The sequence below is a fragment of the Pseudomonas cedrina subsp. cedrina genome (assembly GCF_001983175.1).
GTDB lineage: Bacteria > Pseudomonadota > Gammaproteobacteria > Pseudomonadales > Pseudomonadaceae > Aquipseudomonas > Aquipseudomonas cedrina.
The window spans coordinates 88,894-105,124 of the sequence record NZ_MNPW01000005.1; the positions used below are offsets into that span (position 1 = coordinate 88,894).

A 16,231-nucleotide genomic window follows, 5' to 3' on the forward strand; every position below is an offset into this window, starting at 1 on the left:
GTCATGTCGATCGAAGTCCGTAATGTCAGCAAGAATTTCAACGCCTTCAAGGCCCTCAACAGCATCAATCTGGACATCCAGAGTGGCGAGCTGGTGGCGTTGCTGGGCCCGTCCGGCTGTGGCAAGACCACCTTGCTGCGCATCATTGCAGGCCTCGAAACCCCGGATGACGGCAGCATCGTGTTCCACGGCGAAGACGTCTCCGGCCACGATGTGCGTGATCGCAACGTCGGGTTTGTGTTCCAGCACTATGCGTTGTTCCGCCACATGAGCGTGTTCGACAACGTGGCGTTCGGCCTGCGCATGAAACCGAAAAACCAGCGCCCGAGCGAAAGCCAGATCGCGGTCAAGGTGCATGAACTGCTGAACATGGTGCAGTTGGATTGGCTGTCGGACCGCTACCCGGAACAACTCTCCGGTGGCCAGCGCCAGCGTATCGCCCTGGCCCGCGCCCTGGCGGTGGAACCCAAAGTGCTGCTGCTGGACGAGCCGTTCGGCGCCCTCGACGCCAAGGTGCGCAAAGAGCTGCGCCGCTGGCTGGCGCGCCTGCACGAAGACATCAACCTGACCTCGGTGTTCGTGACCCACGACCAGGAAGAGGCCATGGAGGTTGCCGACCGCATCGTGGTGATGAACAAGGGCGTGATCGAGCAGATCGGCTCACCGGGTGAGGTCTACGAAAACCCGGCCAGCGATTTCGTCTACCACTTCCTCGGCGACTCCAACCGCCTGCATTTGGGTGAAGACAAACACCTGCTGTTCCGTCCGCACGAAGTGTCGTTGTCGCGGCATGAGCTGGAGGATCACCATGCTGCTGAGGTGCGTGATATTCGCCCGTTGGGCGCGACCACGCGGGTGACGCTGAAGGTTGAAGGCCAGCCCGAGCTGATCGAAGCTGAAGTGGTGAAAGACCATGACAGCCTGACCGGCCTGGCCCGTGGCGAGACCCTGTTCTTCAAGCCCAAGGTCTGGCAAAAAGCCTGATCACACCGCAACACCCAATGTGGGAGCGGGCTTCTGTGGGAGCTGGCTTGTCGGGTCGCCGCATCGCTGCGATGGCATCACCGCGGTGTATCAGATACACCGAGGTGATGCCATCGCGGGCAAGCCCGGCTCCCACATTTAGACCGAAAGCAGCAGGACCGGCCCGGAGCGCTGCTCGATCTGCTGCTTCAACCCCTGCCGCAACCCCAGCAAAAACGCCAACTCCGCCACCACAAACAGCGGCCCCACGATCAGCCCCGACACATCATCGATAAACGCCGGCTTCTTGCCTTCGTAGTAATGCCCGACAAACTGAATCACCCAGCCCACCACAAACATCCCGACGCCACTGCCCAGCCACACCAGCGTGCTCTGCGCCGCCAGCGCGTGCCCGGCCCATACCGACAACCCCATCAGCAACGTCATCAATACGCCCAACGCCAGTTCCAGGCGCAGGTAAAACCACGCCGACAACAGCGCGACAATCACGGCCGGTGAAATCCACAGGCCAGCCACTGTCCATTCGGGGCGCGACAGCAGCACGGCGACCGCGACCACGATCAGCGGAATGCCGATAAAGTGGCTGGCGATATTGCGCGGGTCGCGGTGGTAGGCGGCGTATTGGCTGAGGTGGTCGACGAGGCTTTTCATTGTTATTCCTCCTGTAGGATGCTTGATCATGCCCTGTCAGCCTGTGGTGAACTGTCAACTGGGCGACAATCTTCGGAGTTCCCATGGATGCACAGAAATGGCACGCCCGTCTGGCCAGCGGGCACTGGTTCAGCCATCTGCCTGTCGAGCTACAGCGTAGCCTGCTGGCGGCCGCGCGGTTGCGCTCGCTGACGGCGGGGCAGTCGCTGTTCAAGCGCGGCGATCCGCCGTGTGGGCTGTATGCGGTGCTGGACGGCGCGGTGCGCATCAGCGCGGTGAATGCCCAGGGCAAGGAGGCGGTCTTGAGCCTGGTGGAAACGCCTTACTGGTTCGGCGAAATCTGCCTGTTCGATAACCTGCCGCGCACCCACGATGCCCTGGCGATGGGCCCGTGCACCCTGTTGCAGGTACCGCAGGCGTCGATGCTCGACATCCTTGCCAGGCAGCCGGTGTATTGGCGCGACGTGGCCTTGTTGATGAGCCACAAATTGCGCCTGTCGTTGATCAACATCGAGCAGATGAGCCTGATGCCCGCGTCGGCGCGCCTGGCCCATCGGCTGCTGATGATCGCCGAAGGCTACGGCGAGATCGACCCGGCGCGCCGCACACTGCAACTGCCCCAGGAGGATCTGGCAGCGATGCTGGGCTTGTCGCGCCAGACCACCAACAGTCTGCTCAAGGCGCTGGAACAACAGGGCATCATCGGCCTGAGTTACGCTGCGATTGAGGTGCTGGACTTGCAGGGCCTGCGGCAGGCCGCGGGCCTGTGAACTAAGAGCCGCGATAGGTGGAAAAGCCGTAAGGGCTGAGCAACAGCGGAATGTGGTAATGCTGGTCGGCCTGCTTGACCTGGAAGATCACCGGCACCTCGGGAAAGAACGTCTCGCGATTGGCTTTTTTGTAATAATCGCCGGTCTTGAATACCACGCGGTACTCGCCGGGTTGCATGGCCTGGTTGGCCGGGAAGAGTTCGGCGATACGCCCCTGCTGGTTGGTGACGCCGTTGGACAGCGACTGCCAGTGATCGCCCACGTGCTGCTCCAGGGTGACGCCGACACCGGCGGATGGCAGGCCGTTTTCCAGGTTCAGCACATGCACGCTCAGCGGGTTGCCGGCCGCCAGCGCCAGGCCGCTCAGGCCGCTCAGGCTGAGGGCGGCAAGGGTCATGTTCAACGTTTTCATCATTGTTTCCTCAAGGGGTGATATTCAAGCCAAGTTGATTGGCCGCGTTGACCGCGCAGGCTTCGTCCTGCTCGGCGCCGCCGGCACCGGCGATGCCCAGCGCGCCCACCAATTCGTTGTCGGCAAACAGCGGCACGCCGCCGCCGAGCAACAGCAACTCGGGCAAGCTGTTAAGGTTGGCGGCTTCGGGGTTGTTGCGGGCACGCTCGGCGAACAGTCGGGTCGGGGTTTTCGACGACAGTGCGGTATACGCCTTACGCTGGCTGGCCACACTGTTGTGCGGGCCAACGCCGTCGGCGCGCAGGCTGAGCAACAGGTTGGCGCCGCGATCCACTACGGTGATGGCCGCGGTGCAGTGCGCCAGGCTGGCGTCCGCCAATTGGCGGGCGGTGGCCAGATCGAGGTCGGCGTGACGCGGCAGTGATGGCGCTGCCACGACGCTGGCGCTGATGGCGATACTCAAGAACAAGGCGGTGCGGTACATGGGAACGGCTCCAGAAAGCAGGCCGCCACCTTAGCCAGCGGACGGGGTCAAAAGCCGAACAATTTGATGACAGGTTTGTAATGAACCCAAGAGGTAGGCATGCAGGTGTTGTTAGTGGAAGACCAGCCGCAACTGGCGCAACGCATGGCCCAGGGCCTGAGCGAGGCAGGTTTTGCCGTGGAAGTCGCGGCCAACGGCATGGCCGCCCAGCGGTTTGTGGAAAGCACCGAGTACGACTTGGTGATCCTGGACGTGATGTTGCCGGGGCTCAATGCCTGGAAGCTGCAGCAGGCGATTCGGCAGAAGGGCCAGACGCCGGTGCTGTTCCTGACCACGCCGGGCGGGATTGAAGATCGTCTGCGCGGGCTGGAATTGCATGAGGATGATTACTTGCTCAAGCCGTTTGAGGACAAGGCGTTGGTGGTGCGGGTCAAGAAGTTGTTGCGTCGCGGGCGTTGATTCATCTGGAAGCTGCAGCGCCTGTTCCGGTGCTTTCGCGAGCAAGCCCGCTCCCACAGTTGACCGATTTCCAGCTTTGGAATGCGGTCAACTGTGGGAGCGGGCTTGCTCGCGAAGAGGTCCTTAAAAACACCACAAGCCTATCTACCGCAACCCATCCCTGAACTGCCCCGGCGTCATCCCCGTCCAGCGCTTGAACGCCCGGTTGAAGCTGCTGGTGTCGGCAAACCCCAATAAATGACTGACCTCGGCCAATGAGCACTGCGGATCGCGCAAATGAAGTAACGCCAGGTTCTCCCGGCATTGATCGTTCCCACGCTCCGCGTGGTAATGCATCCCGTGACGCTCTGCGTCACCTTATGCATTGAGTTGTCGGCGGGACGCGGAGCGTCCCAGGCGGCATTCCCACGCGGAGCGTGGGAACGAGCAATTGCCTGCGCGGGCTGGAGCTGCATGAGGATGATTACTTGCTCAAGCCGTTTGAGGACAAGGCGTTGGTGGTGCGGGTGAAGAAATTACTGCGCCGTGATCGCGGGCGTTGATCGGTCCTAATAAGCAACGCCTGGGCCGGCGTCATCGCAGGCAAACCAGCTCCCACATTTCGAAATGCATTCCCCTGTGGGAGCCGGGCTTGCCCGCGATGAGGCCCTCACAGGCACTACAAACCTATCTACCGCAACCCATCCCTGAACTGCCCCGGCGTCATCCCCGTCCAGCGCTTGAACGCCCGGTTGAAGCTGCTGGTGTCGGCAAACCCCAATAAATGACTGACCTCGGCCAATGAGCACTGCGGATCGCGCAAATGCAGTAACGCCAGGTTCTCCCGGCATTCATTGAGCAACGCATCAAACCGGCAGCCTTCATCGGCGAGATGCCGCTGCAAGCTGCGCAGGCTCAGGTGCAAGGCCTGGGCGATGCGCTCGGCGCCGGGCTCGCCCTCCGGCAGTTGCGCCTCGATGGCCGCGCGCACCTTGCGTTCCCAGGTCAGCGGTTGCAGCTGGGCGAGGGTGCGCTTGAGCACGGTTTCGTTGTGCTCGGCCAGTTCCGGGTTGGCATCGTCCAGGTGGCTGTCGAAATCCTGGGCGGCGAACTCCAATCGGTCTTCCTCGGCGCCGAAGAATACCGGCGCGCGAAACACCCTGTGCCATGGCTGGGGATCGGCCGGCTGCGGCCGTCGCAGGTACACCGCCAGCGGCGCGTAGTCGCGTCCCAGGCGGTTGCGGCAAGTGCGCACATAAATCGCCGCGAACGCATCGATGGCTTCAAATGCCGGTGCCGGGCTGCCCGGCGGCTGCAACAGGCGAAAGCGGTAACGCTCACCTTCAAGGCTCAGCTCCAGGGTCAGTGCATCGCTGACCACCTGGTAATAACGCACGATGCGCTCGAACACTTCACGCAAGCTGCCGCTGGCGACCAAGGCATACCCCAACGCGTGAAACGTGGTGGGGCTGACAAACCGCGACACCCGCAAGCCGATGGCCGGATCGCCGCTGGCCTGCACCGCCAGCGCCCACAGGCGCGTGGTGGCCGACAGCGGATAACGTGCGTTGGGGTCGTCCATGCGCTGCGGGTCGAGCCCGGCCTGCGTGCACAGCGCGGCACTGTCGAGGCCCAGGGCGTCGAGCTGCTTGCGCAGGGCGCGGGTCCAGCTGGCGAGGGAGGTGGGTTCGGTCATGGCGATTGGCGCTTGCGGTCAACAGGTTGGCGTGCGGGGCTAGCATCCTGCCTGATCGCTTGGGGCAGGATGTGAGCATCAACAGACCAGAGGATGGAAGCATGGACGGTACTTCTGCAAGCCCCCAGCGGATGAATGCACAACAGCGCGCGGCGCATATCCGTGAAGTGGTGCTGGCCGAGGGCGTGCGACTGCGTCGGCAACATCCCTGGTTGCTGCATCAGGATGCGCTGGGGGCGGGGATCCTGGCGTTTGCGCTGGTGGGCATGATCGGCTCGGCGGCGCTCTACATCATGGGGTACATGGCGTGGTGGGCGTGCCTGCTGCTCAATGCGTTCTTCGCCTCGCTGACCCATGAGCTGGAACATGACCTGATCCACAGCATGTATTTTCGCAAGCAGCGCCTGGCGCACAACCTGATGATGGGCCTGGTATGGCTGGCGCGGCCGAGCACGATCAACCCGTGGATTCGCCGGCACTTGCACCTCAACCATCACAAGGTCTCCGGCACCGAGGCCGATATGGAGGAGCGCGCGATCACCAACGGCGAGCCCTGGGGCATCCCACGGTTGCTGATGGTGGGCGACAACATGATGTCGGCCCTGATTCGCCTGTTGCGCGCCAAGACCTGGCGGCACAGGTTCAGCATCCTCAAGCGTGTATTGCTGGTGTATGCACCGCTGGCGCTGCTGCATTGGGGCGCGTGGTATGTGTTCCTCGGCTTTCACGCCGCCAACGGCATCGCCAGCCTGTTGGGCGCGCCCATCGAATGGTCAGCGGGCACTTTGCAGATGATGCAGGTGATCGACATCGCCGCCGTGGTGATCATCGGCCCCAATGTGCTGCGCACGTTTTGCCTGCACTTCGTCAGCTCCAACATGCACTACTACGGCGATGTGGAGCTGGGCAATGTGATCCAGCAGACCCAAGTGCTGAGCCCCTGGTGGATGTGGCCGCTGCAAGCGTTCTGCTTCAATTTCGGCAGCACCCATGGCATCCACCATTTTGTGGTGAAGGAGCCGTTCTACATCCGCCAGCTCACCGCCAGGGTGGCGCATGAAGTCATGGCTGAGATGGGGGTGCGTTTCAATGACTTCGGGACGTTTGCGCGGGCAAATCGGCTTGAACCACTGGCGCGGGCGCAGGGCGGTAAGTCGCCGGGCTGAATACCCGCGTTACCACCAGCATCGCGACCGCCGTCGCGGTCAGCACGATCCAGGCACTGACAAAGCTACCGGTGACTTCGCGCAACCAGCCGGTCAGCCACGGCGAAACCGCATTGATCAAAAAGCCCACGCCCTGTACGAACGCCGCCAGTTGACCGGCTTGTCGCGGGTCGCGGTGATGGTCCAGGGTCAGCAGCAGGCTGAGGGCGAAACACGCTCCCAGGCCGAAACCGCACAGCGCCACCCACACATGGGGAAACTGCAACGGTGCAATCAACAGGCCGAGGTAGCCAAGGGTCTGGGCCAGCAGGCTGACCCACAGCAGGGGCCGGCGGTCGACCCCGCGTTGCGCTAGCACCGGCATCAATAGCGCCGCGATCACCTGGAAGATCGTCATGAAGGCCAGCAGTGATCCGCTGGGCAGTACACCCCAACCCAGTTGCTGATAGTAGGCGGGCAGCCACGCCACCAGGCTCATGTAGCCGCAGTTCACCAAGCCGAAATACAGCGCCAGCAGCCAGGCGCGACGATTGCGCAGGCCCTGGAATGCTGGCGCCACCCGCGGGTTTTTCGCAGCGCCCAGCGGCAACCAGGCCCACAACAGCAACGCCGCCAGCGCTGGCAACAACCACACGCCGAGCCCGGCCTGCCAGTGCTGGAAATGGTTGGCCACCACCGGGCTGAGCAGCGCCGCCAGCCCGCCACCGGCCATCAACGACGCGGAATACACCCCCATCGCCACCGGCACGCGGTAATGGAACTCGCGCTTGATCATTGCCGGCACCAACGCCTGGATCAGCGCCACGCCGGCACCGCCGAGCAAGGCCGTGACCAGCAGCGCCGAGCCCTGGCCCATCAACCAGCGGGCCAGGCACGCCAGCAGGATCATCATCAGGCCCAAGGCGATGCCGCGCCGCTCACCCAGCTTTGCTTCAACGCGCACACCCACCAGCGCCACCAGGCCCATGCACACCACCGGCAGGCTGGTAAGCAGGGCGCTGCTCTGGAAACTCAGGCCGGTGGCCTGGCGAATCTCGCCGAGCAATGGGCTGATCGAGCTGAGGATCGGCCGCAGGTTCAGGCCGAGCACCACCAGCAGGGCCGAGCCGGCGAAAGATTTATTGAGGGTCATGCGTGCTCGTGCATTGGGTGGATGAGGCGTGAGTATGGCCAGCGCCCAAGGTATTCTGAAATTAAATATAACCATGCCATCCAGTGGCAAAGGGAATGACCATGTTCGATCCCGTGTTGCTACGCAGTTTTGTCGCGGTCGTCGATTGCGCCAGCTTCACCCGGGCGGCTGAGCGCCTGCATTTGACCCAGTCGACCGTGAGCCAGCAGATCCGCCGCCTGGAAGAGGCGGTGGCGTGCCAGTTGCTGGACCGTGACCAGCGCCGTGTGGTTGCCACCGTCGAGGGCGAGCGCTTGCTGGCCTATGCGCGGCGCATCCTGGCGCTGCACGAGGAGGCCGCCGATGTGTTGATCGGCCAACAAAGCGACGGCGTGCTGCGTCTTGGCGTACCGGAAGACTTTGCCGCTGAGCGCTTGATGCCATTGCTGTCTTCGTTTGTGCTGGCCTATCCCCGGGTGCGCCTGGAAGTCGCCAGCGGGCTTGGCCCGCAGTTGCAGCGCCAGTACCGCAGTGGTGAGTTCGACGTCTTGCTGGTCAAACAAATGGGCGACAGCGACGACTGCCTGGCCTCTTGGCCAGAACCGTTGTGCTGGGTTGATAGCCGCAGCACGCCGTCCCTGCACCGCGACCCATTGCCGCTGGTGGCGTTCCCCGTGGGCGGCCTGTATCGCAATGAAATGCTGCAACATCTGGAGGTGGGCGGCTGGCGCTGGCGCATTGGCTATTCCAGTGCCAGCCTGGCCAGCGTGTGCTCGGCGGTGGCGGCGGGGCTGGGCATCAGCCTGCTGCCGGAGCGCGTGGTGCAACCAGGGCATCGCATCCTGGGCGCCGACAGTGGTTTGCCGGCTGTGCAGGGGGTGCGCCTGGCATTGTACGGCCGCGGCGGCCTGGGGGCGGCAGGGCAGACACTGCTGCGTCAGTTACTCGAGTTATGCGCGCATCACACCCCCTAGGTTTTCCGAGATCCACGTCACCCTCTCCGCAGTACCTTCGCTGGGGCGGGTGCACTCAAGATCAGGCCCGCTCGGCGCGCTGCGTGTTGAGCAACTCACCGATGAGTTGCGTGGCGGCACCTTGCCCGAAAAGATGACCGGCGTCCTGGCGGGGACCGACGACCGATTGGCCATCCTGGCCGGTATAGGCCAGCGTCCCCCCCAGTACTTCCACGGCGCTGTGATAACCGTTACTGATCAGGAAGGCCGCTGTGCCAGCGGCGCGTGCATAGCGTGCGTCGCGCTCCGCCGGGGGCAACTGGGCCATGGGGTCGTTTGCAAGGTCCGGACGCTCATTGAGTCCGTCCATGACTCGGGTATAAGGCCTTTGTTCCCCGCGTAGCATGTCCCAGACCGCCAAGGTCTCTGCCTGGGTGCCGGACATATGGGCGATCAGCGGTTCCGCGGTATTGTCCACGCGCTCTTTCTTGAGCTGTGCCACGTCCCACCGGCTGGGAAGCAGCCGATTCGATTTTATTCCCAGCAGATCATCTGCTTCCTTGCCCAGGTTGTGGACGCCGGTACGAAGCGGTTGGGCATTGGGTGGTTTGATCCGTTCCTGCTTTTTGGCCGGCCCTATGGTGCCCGAGCCTCCCAGCGCGCTGGTGGGCGCGATGGATTGCGCTGCCGAATAAGGCAGGCCCAGCAAGCCGGGAATGGCTTCCCGTAGCCGCTTATCCTGCCCTGGTGTGCGCTCCACGCCTGTGGTTGTGCTGCTCAGGATTGCGCCGATGTCACCCATGAGCGCGATCATTATCGAGCGGTCTTTTGCTGTGGCGCTGTTGCTGCCGGCAGGGACGTCGTCCATCAGGCGTTGGAGCGTGCGGAGCAATGCTTGAGGTTTTTCGCCCGGCATCAGTCCTTCAGGCCCGAAAAGGTGCCCACCCAGTGGCGCCTGCAGGTCGCCTAGCCGGCTGATCATGTCGTGTGCCTTGCCTGCCGCCAACCCCAGTTCACTGCGCAATGTGTCACCTGGGTGGTACAGAAGATCCCTGGCTGCGACGGTCTGTTGCAGGGCCAATGCCCGTGTGCGTCCCCCTGCCTCGGTGCGACTGGCCGGATCCACGAATTGCGCTGCTTGATCCTTGGCGCGCGCCTGGGAAGCGGTAGCGGTCGACGGTGAAAGTTGCAGCGTGGGCGAAGGGGCTGTGCCGCGCGGACCGTTGTCTATCAAGGACTGGGTGTGGCTGGGGGGCAAAACGTTTAGAGGTTGGTGGACGAGCATAATTTTTCACCTTTGATGTCGGGGCATTTTTCTGTGGCTCGTTACAGGCCGACGGTTCCGGTGCCCAGTTTTCGAGTCTTCTTCTTATCAGGGGGGGGCGGCCTTTTTTGCCGGGAACGTGGATCAAAGTCGATCTTCTCTGGTATTGAAGTTTTGGTTATTAATAAATAGCTTCTTATTCCTTAACGAATATAAATCCCGTCCCTATACTGATCAGCAACGCTAAACGCTGCAGGAGGGCACACCCATGCACAGCGAGTCGATTCGTTACCTGATCGTGCCGGGCTGGCAAGGATCGCCAGAAGATCATTGGCAAACCCATTGGCAGCAGAGCCTGCCCAACAGCGCCCGGGTGGAGCAGGCCGATTGGGTGACGCCGCGTCGCGAAGACTGGGTCGCGGCGCTGGCCGAGGCCATCGCGGCCGACAGCACGCCGGTGATCCTGATCGCTCATAGCCTGGGCTGCATTACGGTGGCGCATTGGGCGGCCACCGCACCGGTGCACTACCTGCGGCAAGTACGCGGTGCCCTGCTGGTGGCCCCAGCCGACGTCGAACGCCCTGCGTGTGCACCGGCGTTGCGCAACTTCGCGCCTATTCCCACCGACCTGTTGCCGTTTCCCAGCCAGGTGGTCAGTTCCGACAACGACAGTGCCGTCAGCGCCCCTCGGGCGGTGGAGCTGGCCCGCAACTGGGGCGCCGAGGCCGGCATTTTGTCCGGCGCCGGCCATATCAATGTGAAGTCCGGCCACCAGCGTTGGGAACAGGGTTTCGCCTACCTATATCGCCTGCAGAGCCGCCTCGAGCATCACGCCCGGCGCACTGCCTGAACATTTTTCAACGCCCTGTCCCTGAGTGGAATGGGGGCGGGAGTCTGCCATGAGTCTGCATGAAACCTACGGCCAGCCCTTGCTGACCTTTCCCGACGCCGAAAAAAGCCCGCTGAGTATCCGCGCCAAGGCGTTGGTGTTTGTCGATCCGCGTTCACGGCAACTGCGCGAAGAACTGGAAAGCCTCGCGCCGCGCGCCTTGCCCGTGTTGATTCGCGGCGAGACGGGCAGCGGTAAAGAGCTGCTGGCGCGGCATATTCACCGTGGCAGCGATCGTGCCGGGTTGTTTGTCTCGGTCAATTGCGGCGCGATCAGCCCCACCTACGCCGACGCGGAATTGTTCGGTTATGCCGCCGGCGCCCACAGCGGTGCGGCCAGCAGCCGGGCGGGTTGGTTCGGTTCGGCCAATGGCGGCACTTTGTATCTGGACGAGATCGGCGACTTGCCGCTGCCGATCCAAGTGAAACTGCTGGCGGCCCTGGAAAACCATGAAGTCACCCGTGTCGGTGCCCATCAGCCGAGCCCGGTGGACGTTCGCCTCGTCGCCGCCACCAGCATCGACCTGGCGCAGGCCGTGGCAGCCGGCAAGTTCCATGAGCGCCTGTTCCATTACCTGAGCGAAGGCCGACTGGACTTGCCGGCGCTGCGCGAGCGGGTCGGCGATATCCTGTCCCTGGCTGAATACTTTCTGGGTATTTACAGCCAGCGCCTGGGCCTTCCAGTACCGTTGATCAGCGATGCCGCCCAGCGTGTGCTGGAGCATCACAGCTGGCCGGGCAATACCCGCGAGCTGGAAAACGTTATCCACTTTGCATTGCTGGTCAGCAGCGGCGATGAAATTTTGCCCGAGCATTTGAATTTGCCCGTCACCGGTTCGCCGCTGGAACAAGTGAGGCGGATTTTCGCGAGCGCCAGTCCCGCAGAGCAGGAAACGTTGCGTAAATTCCTGCATGAGCAAAATGGAATATCAAAGTGAATAAAAGATATTGTTCGGGAATAAAAAATATAGGTATTGTCCGTTCCATGCCGCGATAGCACTTCGCTGGCACCTCACATAGAAAACGGTCGTTAGAAGGACATTGCATGAAAAAGGTTCTGTTGTTTACCGCACTGGCGGCTGCCCTGACTGCTGGCTTCGCCCAGGCCAACGAGAAACTGGTGGTGGCCGCCACCCCGGTGCCGCACGCCGAGATCCTGGAGCTGATCAAGCCGACCCTGGCCAAAGAAGGCGTGGACCTGCAGATCAAAGTCTTCACCGACTACGTGCAGCCGAACGTGCAAGTCGCTGAGAAACGCCTGGACGCCAACTACTTCCAGACCCTGCCGTACCTGGAAAACTTCAACAAGGGCAAGGGCACCAACCTGGTCACCGTGATCGGCGTGCACGTCGAGCCGTTCGGTGGCTACTCGAAAAAGATCAAGAATATTTCCGAGCTCAAGGACGGCGCCACCGTTGCCATCCCGAACGAAGGCTCCAACAGCGGCCGTGCCCTGTTGCTGCTGCAGAAAGCCGGTGTGATCACCCTGAAAGACCCGACCAACGCCCTGTCCACGCCGAAAGACATTGCCAGCAACCCGAAAAACCTGAAATTCAAAGAGCTGGAATCCGCCCTGCTGCCACGCGTGCTGGACCAGGTTGACCTGGACATGATCAACACGAACTACGCATTGGAAGCCGGCCTCAACCCGGCCAAGGACGCGCTGATCATCGAAGACGCCAAATCGCCGTACGTTAACTTCCTGGTCGCGCGCCCGGACAACAAGGACAGCGATGCGATCCAGAAGTTGGCCAAGGCCCTGACCAGCCCGGAAGTCAAAGCCTTCATCGAGAAGAAGTACAACGGCGCGGTGTTGCCGGCGTTCTGATGTAAGCCAAAACCCCCTTCAAGGTTTAAACGCCGACGGCTACTACAGCGTCGGCGTTTTTTTTGCCTGCAATCTGGAACACGGCCAACACTGTGGGAGCTGGTGTTTCAGACGGTGCGGCTATTGATCGCCCTGCGCAACGCTACCAACCATTTCACCAGCTCCTGCGGATCCAGGGGCTTCGCTTTCTTTTTCATGTTCATTCCCTCGAAATACAGACCCACCAACCATAGCCTTCACCCGCCAAACCCGCGAACCCGACGGTTATCTTTTTGGGTGATATCAATATGCTATTTTGGTATTTAAATTTTGCTTTTTATACCTTTAAAGTTCGTGCTACCCGGCGTTACCCACACCGGCTCGGATTGCGCTCGCTGCATTACCCATGCGGCGTCATGGACTGGAAATGACCTTCGATTTCGCTTTTATCCTCAGCACCCTGCCGGCGTTTCTAAAGGCCGTGGGCGTGACGCTGCAAGTGGGCCTGATCGCCATCGCCACCTCGTTGCTGGTGGCGCTGATCAACGCGGCATTGCTGGTGTTTCGCACGCCGTACCTGTCGCGCCTGGTCGGGCTCTATGTGGAGTTGGCGCGTAACACGCCGCTGCTGATCCAACTGTTCTTCGTGTACTTCGCGCTGCCGGCCCTGGGCTTGAATATTTCCGGCTTCTGGGCGGCGATCATCACCATGACCTTCCTCGGCGGCGCCTACCTCACCGAAGTGCTGCGCGCCGGCGTCGAAGCGGTGCCGCTGGCGCAGATCGAGTCGGGCAAGTCCATCGGCCTGTCCGACTGGCAATTGCTGCGTCACGTGATCCTGCCCCAGGCCGGCATCCTCAGCCTGCCGGCGCTGTTCGCCAATTTCATCTTCCTGCTCAAGGAGACCACCGTGGTCTCCGCCGTGGCGGTGCCGGAGATTCTCTACACCACCAAGAGCTACATCGCCCTTTACTACAAGACTTACGAAATGCTCGCGGTGCTGACGCTGATTTGCGTGCTGCTGTTCCTGCCGCTGTCGCTGCTGCTCAGCCGCCTGGAAAGGAGGCTCCAGCATGGCCAGTTCGGGTCTTGAGTTGTTATGGGTGTCGTTGCCGCAACTGGGCAAGGGCGCGGCGCAAACCTTGTCGATTTCATTCTTGAGCATCGCGTTCAGCACGGTTGGTGGCGTGTTGTACGGCGTGCTGCGCACCTTGAACAACAGGCTGATCAACGCGCTGCTGCGGGTTTACCTGGAGCTGTTTCGCGCGATTCCGGTGTTGGTGTGGTTGTACCTGTTGTTTTTCGGCCTGCCGATTTTCTTCGGCCTGAGCATCCCGAGTTTCTGGTGCGCGGTGCTGGTGCTGTCGCTGTGGGGCGCCAGCGAAGTGGGCGAAGTGGTGCGCGGTGCCTTGCATTCGCTGCCCCGTGGCCAGCGTGAAGCGGGGTTGTCGATTGGTCTCTCCGATCCGCAGCTCTACGGCTACGTGCTGCTGCCCCAGGCCCTCAAGCGCATGACGCCGCCGACCATCAACGTTTACACGCGCATCATCAAGACCAGTTCCCTGGCGGTGCTGATCGGCGTGGTGGACGTGATTAAGGTCGGCCAGCAAATCATCGAACGCACCTACGAGTCCGTGTTGATCTACGGCGTGCTGTTCCTGTTTTTCTTCTTTATCTGCTACCCGTTGTCGGCGGCCTCCAAGGTGCTGGAACGGCGCTGGGCCCAAGCATGAGCGCATTGATCGAGTTCCAGGGTTTCAATAAATACTTCGGCGACACGCACGTGCTCAAGGGCATCGACCTGAGCGTGCAAAGCGGCGAAGTGGTGGTGATCCTCGGCCCCAGTGGCTGCGGCAAAAGTACCTTGCTGCGTTGCCTCAACGGCCTGGAAGTGGCGCACAGCGGCAGCCTGCGTTTTGCCGGCCGAGAGCTTATGGAAAAAAGCACCGACTGGCGCCAGGTGCGCCAGGACATCGGCATGGTGTTCCAGAGTTACCACCTGTTCCCGCACATGAGCGTGCTCGACAACATCCTGCTCGGCCCGTTGAAGGTGCAAAAACGCGACCCCCGCGAAGCCCGCGAACAGGCCGAGCAATTGCTGGCGCGTGTGGGCCTTGCCGACAAGCGCGATGCTTACCCGCGCCAGCTCTCCGGCGGTCAACAGCAACGCATCGCCATCGTCCGCTCGCTGTGCATGAACCCTCAGGTCATGTTGTTTGACGAGGTTACCGCGGCCCTTGACCCGGAAATGGTCAAGGAAGTGCTGGAAGTGATCCAGGGCCTGGCGCGCGATGGCATGACCCTGCTGATCGTCACTCACGAAATGGCCTTCGCCCGCGCTGTCGCTGACCGCGTGGTGTTTATGGAGGCCGGTCGCATCCTCGAACACAACACCCCCGAGGCATTCTTTACGAACCCGCAAACCGCACGCGCGCAGCAGTTCCTGGAGAACTTCTCCTTTGTTTCAACACTGCCCAAAAAGATCAAGGAACTGGAACTGATATGAAAAAGTTACTGCTGCCACTGTTTGCCGTCGCCTTGCTGGCCGGCTGCGATAAAAAGGCCGAAGAGCCTGCAAAACCGGGCGTCGCCGTGAGCTACATCGACAAGATCAAGGCGCGCGACAAGCTGATCGTCGGGGTCTTTACCGACAAACCTCCCTTCGGCTTTGTCAACGAAGCCGGCCGCTACGTGGGCTTCGATACCGATATCGGTCGCCAATTCGCCAAGGACCTGTTGGGCGACGAGAACAAAGTCGAATTTGTTGCCGTCGAGCCGGCCAGCCGCATTCCGTTCCTGCAAAGCGACAAGGTCGACTTGATCCTCGCCAACATGACAGTGACGCCGGAGCGCAAGGAAGCGGTGGACTTCACCAACCCCAACCTGAAAGTCGCGGTGCAGGCCCTGGTGCCCAAGGACAGCGCAGTGAAGAACCTGAATGACCTGGCCACCCGTACCACTATCGTGACCACCGGTACCACCGCCGATATCTGGCTGACCAAAAACCACCCGGACTGGAAACTGCTCAAGTTCGAAAAGAACTCCGAGTCGCTGCAAGCCCTGTCGGCCGGGCGTGGCGATGCGTACGCGCAAGACAACCTGGTGCTGTTCAGTTGGGCCAAGCAGAACCCGGGCTACCGCGTGCTGGAGGAAAAACTCGGTGATGAAGCGCCGATTGCCCCAGCGGTGAAGAAGGGCAATATCGAACTGCGTGACTGGGTAAATGCCGAGTTGGCGAAGTTGGGTGAAGAGAAGTTCTTGCTCAAGCTGTATGACCAGTATGTGCGTAAAGAGCTGAGCGATGACACCAAGCCTGAGAGTGTGATTGTTGAAGGTGGGAAGTGGCAGGGCTGAAACCTGGTTTTTGTGCTGACTGTACCGGCCTCATCGGGGCATAGGTATCTACACATTTTTGTAGTGAGCGGGCTTGACGAATCGTCGCACCGCCCGCGCTGGGCTGCGAAGCGGCCCCAAACCAGGCGAATTGGGTTTTTCTGAAACTGCGCGGTGTCTTTATTGGGGCGGCTTCGCCACCCAGCGCGGGACAAGCCCGCTCATTACAGGGAGATTTGTCAGCCTTTGAACGTTGTGTAGATACCTATGCTCA

The 16,231-nt window shown here is 61.6% G+C and carries 18 protein-coding genes and 2 pseudogenes; 13 read left to right on the top strand and 7 right to left on the bottom strand.

Going from position 1 to position 16,231, the window contains the following annotated elements:
* Positions 1-3: 3 nt before the first annotated feature.
* Positions 4-984, top strand: coding sequence for a sulfate/molybdate ABC transporter ATP-binding protein (locus BLL36_RS11435; protein WP_076951536.1), 981 nt, complete (start codon positions 4-6; stop codon positions 982-984).
* Between the two features lie 138 nt (positions 985-1,122).
* Here BLL36_RS11435 and BLL36_RS11440 read toward each other — a convergent pair whose 3' ends face one another.
* Positions 1,123-1,635, bottom strand: coding sequence for an Mpo1 family 2-hydroxy fatty acid dioxygenase (locus BLL36_RS11440; protein ID WP_076951537.1), 513 nt, complete (start codon positions 1,633-1,635; stop codon positions 1,123-1,125).
* A gap of 83 nt (positions 1,636-1,718) precedes the next feature.
* Between BLL36_RS11440 and BLL36_RS11445 the strand changes: the two genes are divergently transcribed.
* On the top strand, positions 1,719-2,405 hold the full coding sequence (locus BLL36_RS11445) for a Crp/Fnr family transcriptional regulator (RefSeq protein WP_076951538.1): 687 nt from the start codon (positions 1,719-1,721) through the stop codon (positions 2,403-2,405).
* Between the two features lies 1 nt (position 2,406).
* Here the strand turns inward: BLL36_RS11445 and uraH are convergent, their stop codons facing one another.
* Both uraH and BLL36_RS11455 read right to left on the bottom strand, forming a co-directional pair.
* A complete protein-coding gene (gene uraH, locus BLL36_RS11450; RefSeq protein WP_076951539.1) occupies positions 2,407-2,817 on the bottom strand; it encodes a hydroxyisourate hydrolase in 411 nt (136 codons plus the stop codon).
* A gap of 10 nt (positions 2,818-2,827) precedes the next feature.
* The gene (locus BLL36_RS11455; protein WP_076951540.1) at positions 2,828-3,301 is read right to left on the bottom strand and encodes a GlcG/HbpS family heme-binding protein; all 474 of its coding nucleotides are present in this window, start codon (positions 3,299-3,301) and stop codon (positions 2,828-2,830) included.
* A gap of 99 nt (positions 3,302-3,400) precedes the next feature.
* On the opposite strand from BLL36_RS11455, the gene BLL36_RS11460 reads away from it, so the two are divergent.
* Positions 3,401-3,760, top strand: a complete 360-nt coding sequence (locus BLL36_RS11460) for a response regulator (RefSeq protein ID WP_076951541.1) — start codon at positions 3,401-3,403, stop codon at positions 3,758-3,760.
* A 144-nt stretch (positions 3,761-3,904) separates the two neighbouring features.
* Here BLL36_RS11460 and BLL36_RS11465 read toward each other — a convergent pair.
* Positions 3,905-4,069: pseudogene (locus tag BLL36_RS11465) on the bottom strand (helix-turn-helix domain-containing protein); the annotation flags it as partial.
* Between the two features lie 119 nt (positions 4,070-4,188).
* On the opposite strand from BLL36_RS11465, the pseudogene BLL36_RS11470 reads away from it, so the two are divergent.
* Positions 4,189-4,302: pseudogene (locus BLL36_RS11470) on the top strand (response regulator); the annotation flags it as partial.
* Between the two features lie 128 nt (positions 4,303-4,430).
* Here BLL36_RS11470 and BLL36_RS11475 read toward each other — a convergent pair.
* The gene (locus BLL36_RS11475; RefSeq protein ID WP_076951543.1) at positions 4,431-5,435 is read right to left on the bottom strand and encodes an AraC family transcriptional regulator; all 1,005 of its coding nucleotides are present in this window, start codon (positions 5,433-5,435) and stop codon (positions 4,431-4,433) included.
* A gap of 101 nt (positions 5,436-5,536) precedes the next feature.
* Between BLL36_RS11475 and BLL36_RS11480 the strand changes: the two genes are divergently transcribed.
* Entirely contained in the window at positions 5,537-6,601 is a 1,065-nt protein-coding gene (locus tag BLL36_RS11480; protein WP_076951544.1) for a fatty acid desaturase, read from the top strand.
* Here the strand turns inward: BLL36_RS11480 and BLL36_RS11485 are convergent.
* Positions 6,522-7,733 carry a CynX/NimT family MFS transporter gene (locus BLL36_RS11485; protein WP_076951545.1) on the bottom strand — a complete coding sequence of 404 codons (1,212 nt, stop codon included), beginning with the start codon at positions 7,731-7,733 and terminating at the stop codon, positions 6,522-6,524. The genes BLL36_RS11480 and BLL36_RS11485 overlap by 80 nt on opposite strands.
* Before the next feature lie 101 nt (positions 7,734-7,834).
* On the opposite strand from BLL36_RS11485, the gene BLL36_RS11490 reads away from it, so the two are divergent.
* Entirely contained in the window at positions 7,835-8,686 is an 852-nt protein-coding gene (locus tag BLL36_RS11490) for a LysR substrate-binding domain-containing protein (protein ID WP_076951546.1), read from the top strand.
* A 61-nt stretch (positions 8,687-8,747) separates the two neighbouring features.
* On the opposite strand, the gene BLL36_RS11495 is transcribed toward BLL36_RS11490, so the two are convergent.
* Positions 8,748-9,950, bottom strand: a complete 1,203-nt coding sequence (locus BLL36_RS11495) for a hypothetical protein (RefSeq protein WP_083735280.1) — start codon at positions 9,948-9,950, stop codon at positions 8,748-8,750.
* Between the two features lie 247 nt (positions 9,951-10,197).
* Here BLL36_RS11495 and BLL36_RS11500 point away from each other — a divergent pair, with 247 nt between their 5' ends.
* The 7 genes from BLL36_RS11500 (at position 10,198) to BLL36_RS11530 (ending at position 15,978) form a co-directional block, all read left to right on the top strand.
* Positions 10,198-10,779 carry an alpha/beta hydrolase gene (locus BLL36_RS11500; protein WP_076951547.1) on the top strand — a complete coding sequence of 194 codons (582 nt, stop codon included), beginning with the start codon at positions 10,198-10,200 and terminating at the stop codon, positions 10,777-10,779.
* Positions 10,780-10,828: 49 nt separating this feature from the next.
* Positions 10,829-11,755 (top strand): sigma 54-interacting transcriptional regulator, encoded by a 927-nt coding sequence (locus BLL36_RS11505; RefSeq protein ID WP_076951548.1) that lies wholly within the window; start codon positions 10,829-10,831, stop codon positions 11,753-11,755.
* Positions 11,756-11,862: 107 nt separating this feature from the next.
* Positions 11,863-12,645 (top strand): MetQ/NlpA family ABC transporter substrate-binding protein, encoded by a 783-nt coding sequence (locus BLL36_RS11510; RefSeq protein WP_076951549.1) that lies wholly within the window; start codon positions 11,863-11,865, stop codon positions 12,643-12,645.
* A 406-nt stretch (positions 12,646-13,051) separates the two neighbouring features.
* Positions 13,052-13,717, top strand: coding sequence for an amino acid ABC transporter permease (locus tag BLL36_RS11515; protein WP_076951550.1), 666 nt, complete (start codon positions 13,052-13,054; stop codon positions 13,715-13,717).
* Complete coding sequence (locus tag BLL36_RS11520) at positions 13,698-14,357, top strand: amino acid ABC transporter permease (RefSeq protein WP_076951551.1); 660 nt, start codon at positions 13,698-13,700, stop codon at positions 14,355-14,357. Before BLL36_RS11515 ends, BLL36_RS11520 begins: the two co-directional genes overlap by 20 nt.
* Positions 14,354-15,130 (top strand): amino acid ABC transporter ATP-binding protein, encoded by a 777-nt coding sequence (locus BLL36_RS11525; RefSeq protein ID WP_076951552.1) that lies wholly within the window; start codon positions 14,354-14,356, stop codon positions 15,128-15,130. The genes BLL36_RS11520 and BLL36_RS11525 overlap by 4 nt, the downstream gene beginning before the upstream one ends.
* Positions 15,127-15,978, top strand: a complete 852-nt coding sequence (locus BLL36_RS11530) for a transporter substrate-binding domain-containing protein (protein WP_076951553.1) — start codon at positions 15,127-15,129, stop codon at positions 15,976-15,978. Before BLL36_RS11525 ends, BLL36_RS11530 begins: the two co-directional genes overlap by 4 nt.
* Positions 15,979-16,231: the final 253 nt, after the last annotated feature.

Excerpts from the sequence above, each read along its gene's own strand:
- BLL36_RS11445 (WP_076951538.1), top strand. The coding sequence starts at position 1,719 with ATGGATGCACAGAAATGGCACGCCCGTCTGGCCAGCGGGCACTGGTTC.
- BLL36_RS11495 (WP_083735280.1), bottom strand. The coding sequence starts at position 9,950 with ATGCTCGTCCACCAACCTCTAAACGTTTTGCCCCCCAGCCACACCCAG.
- BLL36_RS11455 (WP_076951540.1), bottom strand. The coding sequence starts at position 3,301 with ATGTACCGCACCGCCTTGTTCTTGAGTATCGCCATCAGCGCCAGCGTC.
- BLL36_RS11505 (WP_076951548.1), top strand. The coding sequence starts at position 10,829 with ATGAGTCTGCATGAAACCTACGGCCAGCCCTTGCTGACCTTTCCCGAC.
- BLL36_RS11460 (WP_076951541.1), top strand. The coding sequence starts at position 3,401 with ATGCAGGTGTTGTTAGTGGAAGACCAGCCGCAACTGGCGCAACGCATG.
- BLL36_RS11500 (WP_076951547.1), top strand. The coding sequence starts at position 10,198 with ATGCACAGCGAGTCGATTCGTTACCTGATCGTGCCGGGCTGGCAAGGA.
- BLL36_RS11435 (WP_076951536.1), top strand. The coding sequence starts at position 4 with ATGTCGATCGAAGTCCGTAATGTCAGCAAGAATTTCAACGCCTTCAAG.
- BLL36_RS11475 (WP_076951543.1), bottom strand. The coding sequence starts at position 5,435 with ATGACCGAACCCACCTCCCTCGCCAGCTGGACCCGCGCCCTGCGCAAG.
- BLL36_RS11490 (WP_076951546.1), top strand. The coding sequence starts at position 7,835 with ATGTTCGATCCCGTGTTGCTACGCAGTTTTGTCGCGGTCGTCGATTGC.
- BLL36_RS11520 (WP_076951551.1), top strand. The coding sequence starts at position 13,698 with ATGGCCAGTTCGGGTCTTGAGTTGTTATGGGTGTCGTTGCCGCAACTG.
- BLL36_RS11510 (WP_076951549.1), top strand. The coding sequence starts at position 11,863 with ATGAAAAAGGTTCTGTTGTTTACCGCACTGGCGGCTGCCCTGACTGCT.
- BLL36_RS11485 (WP_076951545.1), bottom strand. The coding sequence starts at position 7,733 with ATGACCCTCAATAAATCTTTCGCCGGCTCGGCCCTGCTGGTGGTGCTC.
- BLL36_RS11530 (WP_076951553.1), top strand. The coding sequence starts at position 15,127 with ATGAAAAAGTTACTGCTGCCACTGTTTGCCGTCGCCTTGCTGGCCGGC.
- BLL36_RS11440 (WP_076951537.1), bottom strand. The coding sequence starts at position 1,635 with ATGAAAAGCCTCGTCGACCACCTCAGCCAATACGCCGCCTACCACCGC.
- BLL36_RS11515 (WP_076951550.1), top strand. The coding sequence starts at position 13,052 with ATGACCTTCGATTTCGCTTTTATCCTCAGCACCCTGCCGGCGTTTCTA.
- uraH (WP_076951539.1), bottom strand. The coding sequence starts at position 2,817 with ATGAAAACGTTGAACATGACCCTTGCCGCCCTCAGCCTGAGCGGCCTG.
- BLL36_RS11480 (WP_076951544.1), top strand. The coding sequence starts at position 5,537 with ATGGACGGTACTTCTGCAAGCCCCCAGCGGATGAATGCACAACAGCGC.
- BLL36_RS11525 (WP_076951552.1), top strand. The coding sequence starts at position 14,354 with ATGAGCGCATTGATCGAGTTCCAGGGTTTCAATAAATACTTCGGCGAC.